Source organism: Streptomyces sp. SID486 (genome assembly GCF_009865385.1).
Classification (GTDB): Bacteria; Actinomycetota; Actinomycetes; order Streptomycetales; family Streptomycetaceae; genus Streptomyces.
This window is the reverse complement of sequence record NZ_WWJT01000235.1, coordinates 1-8416: the sequence shown is the minus strand read 5'-3', so window position 1 is coordinate 8416 and position 8416 is coordinate 1. Positions and strand designations below refer to the sequence as shown.

Annotated in this window: 8 protein-coding genes; 6 read left to right on the top strand and 2 right to left on the bottom strand. The window is 72.9% G+C overall.

Going from position 1 to position 8416, the window contains the following annotated elements; genetic code table 11:
- Window positions 1-110 precede the first annotated feature (110 nt).
- Window positions 111-1037, top strand: coding sequence for an ornithine carbamoyltransferase (locus GT045_RS11990; RefSeq protein ID WP_161334140.1), 927 nt, complete (start codon window positions 111-113; stop codon window positions 1035-1037).
- 61 nt (window positions 1038-1098) lie between these two features.
- Here the strand turns inward: GT045_RS11990 and GT045_RS11985 are convergent, their stop codons facing one another.
- Both GT045_RS11985 and GT045_RS11980 read right to left on the bottom strand, forming a co-directional pair.
- The gene (locus tag GT045_RS11985) at window positions 1099-1311 is read right to left on the bottom strand and encodes an MbtH family protein (RefSeq protein ID WP_031169024.1); all 213 of its coding nucleotides are present in this window, start codon (window positions 1309-1311) and stop codon (window positions 1099-1101) included.
- A 38-nt stretch (window positions 1312-1349) separates the two neighbouring features.
- Window positions 1350-1643: a hypothetical protein gene (locus GT045_RS11980; RefSeq protein WP_161289455.1), complete on the bottom strand. Its 294-nt coding sequence runs from the start codon at window positions 1641-1643 to the stop codon at window positions 1350-1352.
- A 220-nt stretch (window positions 1644-1863) separates the two neighbouring features.
- On the opposite strand from GT045_RS11980, the gene GT045_RS11975 reads away from it, so the two are divergent.
- From GT045_RS11975 to GT045_RS11955, 5 genes are all read left to right on the top strand, one after another.
- Complete coding sequence (locus GT045_RS11975) at window positions 1864-2310, top strand: cobalamin-dependent protein (protein ID WP_202515398.1); 447 nt, start codon at window positions 1864-1866, stop codon at window positions 2308-2310.
- Between the two features lie 68 nt (window positions 2311-2378).
- Window positions 2379-3650, top strand: a complete 1272-nt coding sequence (locus GT045_RS11970; RefSeq protein WP_161289459.1) for a methylaspartate mutase — start codon at window positions 2379-2381, stop codon at window positions 3648-3650.
- Window positions 3647-4636 carry an asparagine synthetase A gene (locus tag GT045_RS11965; protein ID WP_161334139.1) on the top strand — a complete coding sequence of 330 codons (990 nt, stop codon included), beginning with the start codon at window positions 3647-3649 and terminating at the stop codon, window positions 4634-4636. The genes GT045_RS11970 and GT045_RS11965 overlap by 4 nt, the downstream gene beginning before the upstream one ends.
- Entirely contained in the window at window positions 4633-5889 is a 1257-nt protein-coding gene (locus GT045_RS11960; RefSeq protein ID WP_161334138.1) for a glutamate synthase-related protein, read from the top strand. The genes GT045_RS11965 and GT045_RS11960 overlap by 4 nt, the downstream gene beginning before the upstream one ends.
- Before the next feature lie 115 nt (window positions 5890-6004).
- Window positions 6005-8416: non-ribosomal peptide synthetase (locus GT045_RS11955; protein ID WP_161334137.1), on the top strand; the 2412-nt coding region annotated here is incomplete at its 3' end.

Genomic DNA, 8416 nt, shown 5'->3' with positions numbered 1-8416 from the left:
GAAGCCCCTCGCCGCCCCCGGCCCCGAACCGCTGCACCCCCTGACGCCCCTCCCCCACGCATCCGCGTCGCCCCCGTACCGAACCCTTCTCCACGAAAGGCACCCCACCCATGCGCAACCTCATCTCCCTCGCCGACCTGACCCCCGCCGAGCTGGACCGGATCGTGCGGCGGGCCGTGTTCTTCGGCCGCGAGGGTGTCGATCGCCGGTCGCTCGACGGCAAGCAGGTCGGCGTCTACTTCCGCAAGTCCTCGACCCGCACCCGTACGTCGTTCTGGAGCGCGGCGACCCGGCTGGGCGCCGACGTCATCACGTACGGCCCGAACGAGCTGCAGCTGTCCACCGGCGAGACCGTCGAGGACACCTCCCGTGTGCTCGGCCAGTACCTGGACGCGCTGGTGGTGCGCACCAACGGTGACGTGGAGGAGATACGGCGGCTCGGCAGCAGCCCGGAACTGGCCGTCGTCAACGCGCTGAGCCTGGACGAGCACCCCACCCAGGCGATCGCGGACCTGGCCACGCTGACGGAGCGGTTCGGCTCGCTGGACGGGCTGCATCTCCTCGCCGTCGGTGAGGGCAACAGCTCCGGTGCCGCCCTCGCGCTGGCCACGGCGCTCACCCCGGGCCTGCGGCTGACCCTGCTGTGCCCGAGCGGCTACGAGGTGCCGAAGGACAAGCTGGACCTCGCCGACGAGCTGGCCGGCGGCAAGGCCGCGGTCACCCAGATCACCAGCCCCGACGACGTCGAGGGACCGGTCGACGCGGTGTACACCAGCCGCTGGCAGACGATGGGCGTGCCCAAGGCCGACCCCGAGTGGCTGCGGGACTTCGAGGGCTTCCGGATCGACGACGCCTTCCTCGACCGGTTCGGCGGCCCGGACGTCGTGTTCCTGCACGACCTGCCCGCCGTGCGCGGCCAGGAGGTCACCGACGCGGTGCTGGACGGGCGCCGCAGTGTCGCCTGGCGGCAGGCGTACCACAAGATGACGGCCGCTATGGCGGTGCTGGAGTGGTGCGTGGTCTCCGCCGCGGGCTGACCGGACAGGGAAAGGGCCGGGCGGGCTGGAATCCTCCAGCCCGCCCGGCCCTTCACGGTCGTCAGCCCGCCAGCGCCGCCACGACGGAACGCGGGCGCATGTCCGTCCAGTTGGCCTCGATGAATTCCATGCATTCCTGCTTTCCGCTCTCTTCCTTCACGAGTTCCCAGCCGGCCGGCTGCTCGATACGGGCGGGCCACAGGGAATGCTGGCCCTCGTCGTTGACCAGCACGACGTAGCGGCCTTCGGCGTCCTCGAACGGATTCGTAGCCATGGTGTCCACCTCTGCGAAGTCGGTTTGTGGGAAAAACGCTAGACCCGCGCCGGCGCCTTGCCAGGCAGGAGGCCGGGCAGTTGTGCGGCAACCGGGCCGCGGTGCGCGCGGGTGACCGCGATACCGGTGGCGACGGTGGCCGCGCGGACCGAGGCGAGCGCCTCGCGCAGCAGCTCCGCGTGCTCCGAAGGAGCCTGCGCGAGCGGTGGCCGGCTCGCCCGTACGAGGCTCAACGCCGCCTCCAGAACAGCCACTTGGGCTTCCCCCAGCGCCTCGCTCCGGTCGATCCCCGCGCGCGCCCGGTCCAGCACGTCCTCCAGCGTGTCCGTCATGTCCTCACTCCTCGTTCGGGTGTCGTGCGACCCAGTGTCGGACCCCGGGGAGACCGGCGGCGGCAGCCGGCCGCCAACTGCTGCACGCCTGCCTGTCGGTTGCCGCCGGGGACGCCGGAAACGGCGGCGGCGCGAATCTACGGTGATGTCCGAAAGGAAGTTCCGGGACCGCCGGAGTCTCTTTCTCCCCTGTCACCCCATGATGTGGACGAAGCGAACAATGAAGGCTGTGGAACGGGCGGAGCGCCCTCGATCCGGGCCGCTGGACGTCGTCGTTACCGGACTGCCGTCCGATGCGCACACCTGGAATCTCGTATTCATCCAACTGCTGCTCGAAGACCTCGGGCACAAGGTCGTCAACCTGGGCCCGTGCGTCCCCCAGGACGAAATCGTGGAATCCTGCTGCAAATTCGAACCGGACCTGCTGGTCGTCAGCAGTGTCAACGGGCACGGCTTCAACGACGCCCGGCCGCTCATCGAGGCGGTCAGGTCCCGCTGGGAGCTGGCGGGCCTGCCGTCGGTCATCGGCGGCAAGCTCGGCGTCGGCGGTGGTGACGAGGAGCAGGCCGCCGAGCTGATGCGGGCCGGCTTCGACGCGGTGTTCCAGGACGGGACCGGCATCGCCGCCTTCGAGTCCTTCGTCGGTTCGCTGGCGGTGACACGGTGAGCGGGGCGGACCCGGCCGGCCCGGTGCCCCCGGCCGGCGGGACGGACCCGGCCGGCACGGGGAGCACCCTGCACCGGCGCCCGCCGTCCTTCGGCCGTTTCGTCGCCGAGGCGCAGGCCCGCGGGGCGCTCGTGGTGCAGCCGCGGATGGGGTTCTCGGACCCGGCGCTGATGCGGGCCGGCCTGCTGGCCACCAAGGGAGCGACGGACGCGGTCGTCGGCACCGTCACCATCGACAGCTACACGCGGGTGGGTGACGAACCCTCGGCGGTCCGGGCGCTGCACGAGGGGGTCCCGCTCAACGGCTTCCCGATCACCTCCTACAGCCCGCACACCTCGGCCTGGATGCTGGACGGCGTACGCGACGCCGGCTTCCCGGTGCAGGTGCGGCACGGCTCGGCCCGCCCCCAGGGCATCATCGCCGCGCTGGGCCGGATCGGCCTGGACGCCACCGAGGGCGGCCCGGTGTCGTACTGCCTGCCCTACGGGCGCACCCCGCTGCTGGACTCGGTGCGCAACTGGCAGGAGAGCTGCGAGGCACTGGCGGCGCTGCGGGCGACCGGCGCGGAGCCGCACCTGGAGACGTTCGGCGGCTGCATGCTCGGCCAGCTCTGCCCGCCGGGGCTGCTGGTCGCGATCAGCGCGCTGGAGGCGCTGTTCTTCCACCGGGCGGGGCTGCGCAGCATCTCGCTCAGCTACGCCCAGCAGACCAGCCCCGCCCAGGACCGTGAGGCGGTGCACGCACTGCGCCGGCTGGCCGGCGAGCTGCTGCCCGACACCGACTGGCACATCGTCCTCTACACCTACATGGGCCTGTACCCCGGCACCCGGCGCGGCGCCCTGGACCTGCTCGAACGCTCCGCCGAACTGGCGGTGGAGACGGGCGCCGCCCGGCTGATCGTGAAGACGACGGCCGAGTCGCACCGGATCCCGACGGTGGACGAGAACATCGAGGCACTGCGCGTCGCCTCCCGGGCCGCCGCCCGGCACGTCACGGCGGCCGCCCCGCCTGCCGGCCGCGCCGACAGCCCCGTCTACGCGGAGGCCCGCGCCCTCGTGGACGCCGTGCTCGAACAGGACGCGGATCTCGGCCGGGCGCTGCTGAAGGCGTTCGCCCGCGGTCTCCTCGACGTCCCCTACTGCCTGCACCCCGACAACGCGGGCCGCTCCCGGAGCACCATCGACCGCGAGGGCCGGCTCGTGTGGACGGAGATCGGCGCGATGCCCATCGGCCGCGTCTCGCGGCGCGGCCGGCGGCTGACGGCGACGGGCCTGTACGACGCGCTGTCGTTCGTGCAGCGCCGCCACGACACCCCTCATACCCAGGAGGTAGCAGCATGACCAGCACGCCCGCGTTCCCGTCCTCGCCGGACCAGCACCTGGTGCGGGAGAGCACCCGCGCCACCCTGCGGATCCAGTCCCGCATGCTGGCCGCGACCCGCGCCTTCCTGACCGGGCGCGGCTTCCAGGAGCTGCTGCCGCCGGTGATCGGTCCGGTCACCGACCCGGGCATCCGTGGTTCCAAGCAGGTCGACGTCGACTTCTACGGCCACAAGTACAAGCTGATGACCAGCGCGATCCTGTACAAGCAGGCGTCCCTGCTCGCCTTCGACAAGATCTTCTACATCGCGCCGAACGTCCGTCTCGAACCGCTGGAGACCGCGGTCACGCACCGCCACCTCGCCGAGTTCCACCAGATCGACGTGGAGATACGCGACGCCCGCCGGGAGGACGCGATGGAGGTCGCCGAGCAGCTGGTGGCCCACGTCGTCGACGAGGTGGTGCGCACCCTGCCGGGCGACCTGGAGCTGCTGGGCCGGGACACGGACGCGTTCCGCGAGGTGGTCCAGGGGCTCTTCGGCCGGACGACCCACAAGGAGGCGACCGCCGACCTGGTGGCGCTGGGCCACCCGCAGGACCCGGGCGCCGAGATCGACTGGCAGGGCGAGGAGATCATCTCCGCCAAGAGCAGCCGGCCGTTCTTCGTGGTCGACTACCCCAAGGGCTCGCGCGGCTTCTACGACCGCGAGGACCCGCAGCAGCCCGGCGTCCTGCGCAACTTCGACCTGATCGCCCCCGAGGGCTACGGCGAACTGGCCAGCGGCAGCGAGCGGGAGTACGACTACGCGGCCCTGGTGACCCGGATGCGGGAGACGGGCGAGAACCCGGCCAAGTACGGCTGGTACCTGGACCTGGCCCGGCGCGGCATCCCCGCCAGCTCCGGCTTCGGCATCGGCCTGGAGCGCTTCACCCGCTACGTCGCCGGCCGCACCGCGGCGTGGGAGGCCAGCGCCTACCCGAAGCTCCCGGGAGTGGTGTCGGCATGAGCGCCGTACTGAGCGCCTCCGGCTTCCCCGAGGAACAGGTGCGGCACCGGGCCCGGCACGGCGCCGCGGCCGCCTTCCCCGCCCTGGAGGGCTACGGCACCGGCCTCCTCGGCGCCGTCCCGGCCGGGCAGGACGCCGGCGACCTGCTGGAGCGGGCCCGGATCGTGCCGCCGGTGTTCATGCCCGAGCGGCTGAAGAAGCTGATCGAGCTGGCCCGCGAACCGCTGTACACCGACGTCGACCTGGACACCGTGATCGGCGGGTTCGCCTCCCGGCTGCCGCTGTACGTGTCGGCGTTCGGCTCCACCCAGGTCGCCAGCCGCGACCTCGGTGAGGCGGCCGGCCGGCAGGCGGGCCGGCTGGGCGTGCCGATGGTCATCGGAGAGAACGTCGTCCCGGTCAACGGCTACCGCGCCGCCGCCGACGCCCAGGTCTCGCCGCTGCTCGGCCGGATCTCCGCGTACACCACGGCCGCCGCGGACGCCGGCAACGAGGCGTTCGGCGGTGTCGTCGTCCAGCAGTCCACCGAGGACGCCGACGCCGAGGTGTGGAACCTCGTCTACAGCGACCCCGTGAGCGAACCCCTGCTGGCCTCCGGGCGGCTGGCCTTCGAGCTGAAGGTCGGCCAGGGCGCCAAGCCGGGGCTGGGCGGGCTGACCGTCCTGGACCGGGAGGCCGCCGGGCGGATCGCCGAGCAGTACGCCACCGACGAGGTGCTCGGCGCCGGCAGTGAGCGCGTGCTGCGGATCAGCAGCCCCGGCACCTTCACCGAGGAGATCCTGCGCCAGCAGATCCGGCTGATGCGCAACAACTTCCCGCGGGTGAAGGTGTGGGTGAAGCTCCACCCCGGCCGCGACGTCGCGCTCGCGGCGGCCACCGCGTGGGCGGCCGGCGCGGACTCCGTCACGGTCGACGGCGCCGAGGGCGGCACCGCCTGGGCGCCCAGCGGGTTCCTCGGCCAGGTCGGACTCCCGCTCGGCGAGTGCCTGACCCGGATCGGCCGCACCGGCAACTGCCTGCTGGCGAGCGGCCGGATGTGGGAGGGAACCCGGGCCGTCAAGGCCCTGGCGCTCGGCGCCCACGCCGTCGGACTGGGCCGGGCCGCCCTGCTGGCGGTCGACGAGGACGCCGAGGACGGGCTCGTCCGGCTCGTCGAGAGCATCGCGCTGGAGCTGCGGCTGCTGATCAGCGCGGTCGGCAAGTACCGGGTGGACGCGCTGGACGCGAAGGACGTCCTGCTGCCGGCCGCCTGACCTCCCCGAGGCACCCGAACCATCCAGCACCGCCCGTTCCGAACACGTCGTGGCTCCGTCGGTCTCCCGGCCCGCCGCGAGACCAGCCAACCGAGCTTCCCGAGAAGGTGTCGAGATGTCCCAGCAGCAAGCCGAACCGGCTCTCTCCACGGGCGCCGACGGCGTGCCCGCGCACATCGCCGCGTACAACGACACGGCGGTGGACCTCCCCGTCGGTGCCCTGCACGAGCTGTTCGCCGCGCAGGCCGCCCGCACCCCGGACGCGGTCGCCCTGGTGAGCGGAGCGCGCGAACTCACCTACCGGGAGCTGGACGCGGCCTCCGACGCCCTGGCGCACCGGCTGATCGCGGCCGGCGTCGCTCCCGCGGACGCGGTCGGCCTGCTCTTCGACCGGTCCCTCGCCTACGTCGTCACCGTGCTGGCCGTCCTCAAGGCCGGCGGTGTGTACGTCCCGCTGGACCCGCGCCAGCGCGCCGAGCGGCAGAGCTGGATCCTCGACAACACCGCCGCCGTGCTCCTGGTGACGGACCGGCAGGCCGCGGAGGAGACCTCCTTCGCGCAGGGACGCGGCGTGCTCCGGGTGAGCGACGCGAGCCTGCTCTCGTACGACCCCGCGCCCGCGCCCCGCGTGGCGGTCCACCCCGACCAGGCGCTGTACGTGATGTTCACCTCCGGCTCCACCGGCACTCCCAAGGGCGTCGTCAACACCCACCGCAACGTGGTGGAGCTGGCCCTGGACCCCGGCTTCGGCACCGAGGCCCACCAGCGGGTCCTCGCCTACTCGCCGCTGGCCTTCGACTCCTCGACGTACGAGCTGTGGGTGCCGCTGCTGCGCGGCGGGCTGGCCGTCGTCCTGTCCTCGCCGAAGATCGACATCGGTGAGCTGGGCGAGGCCGTCGCCCGGCACGACGCGACCGCCGCCTACTTCACGACCGCCCTCTTCGACGCCATGGCCGGCGAGGCCGTCGAGAGCCTGGCCCGGCTGCGGGAGATCTGGACCGGCGGCGACGTCCTGTCGGCGACCGCCCTGCGCAAGGTCCTCGGCCACTGCCCGGACACCACGGTCGTGCACGTCTACGGCCCGACCGAGGCCACCGTCTTCTGCAGCTACCAGGCGTTCACCCCCGAGGTGCGCACCCTGGACCGCCTCCACCTGGGCGTCCCGATGGCCAACACGGCGATGTACGTCCTGGACGCCGGCCTGCGCCACACCGCCCCCGGCGAGACCGGGGAACTCTACGTCGCCGGACCCCACCTGGCGCAGGGCTACAGCCGCCGCCCGGGCACCACCGCCGAGCGCTTCACCGCCGACCCCTACGGTCCGGCCGGCAGCCGCATGTACCGCACCGGTGACCTCGCCGCCTGGAACGAGCACGGCGAGATCGTCTTCCAGGGCCGTGCCGACCAGCAGATCAAGCTGCGCGGCAACCGCATCGAGCCGGGCGAGATCGAGACGGTGCTGACCGGCCACCCGTCCGTGAACCAGGCCGCGGTGATCGTCCGCGAGGACCGCCCCGGCGACAAGCGCCTGGTGGCGTACGTCGTCCCGGCCGTGGAGGGTGTCGTCGACACCGCCGAGCTGGCGCGGTACGCCGGCCGGGAACTGGTCGAGTACATGGTGCCGTCGGCGATCGTCCCGCTCGGCGCGCTGCCCCTGACCCCCAACGGCAAGCTGGACCGGCGTGCGCTGCCCGCGCCCGCCGCCGGGACCGCGGCGAACGGCCGGACGGCACGCAACGGTGTCGAGGAGGTGCTGAGCGGTCTGTTCGCGCACGCCCTGGGTCTGCCCTCGGTCGGCATCGACGACGACTTCTTCACCGCCGGCGGCCACTCCCTGCTCGCCACCCGCCTGGTCAGCCGGGTCCGCAGCACGTTCGACGTCCAGCTCACCCTGCGGGAGTTCTTCAAGCACCCGACGGTGGCCCTGCTCGCCGAGTACGTCACATCCGGCGGCGGCCGGTCCGGGCGCCCGGAGCTGACGGCCGCCGAGGAGCGGCCCCGGCTGCTGCCGCTGTCGGCGGCCCAGCAGCGGCTGTGGTTCCTGGACCAGCTGGAGGGCCCCTCGGCGACGTACAACATCCCGCTGAGCGTGCGGATCCGGGGCGCGCTGGACGTGCGGGCGCTGGAGGCGGCGTTCACCGACGTGGTGGGCCGGCACGAGAGCCTGCGCACGGTCTTCGGCACGGAGGGCGGCCGGACCCACCAGCGGGTGCTGCCCGCGGACACGGTACGGGTCGGGCTGCCGGTCACGGCGGCGGACGAGGCGACGGTCGCGGGGCTGCTGGCGGCCGAGGCGGCGCGGACGTTCGACCTGTCCGGTGACCTGCCCGTGCGGGCCCGTCTGTTCAGCCTGGGCGAGCGCGACCACGTGCTGCTCGTGGTGATGCACCACATCGTGTCGGACGGCTGGTCCTACCAGCCGCTGATGCGGGACCTGAGCACCGCGTACACCACCCGTGCCCGCGGGGAGCGTCCCGCCTTCGAGCCGCTGCCGGCGCAGTACGCCGACTACACGCTGTGGCAGCAG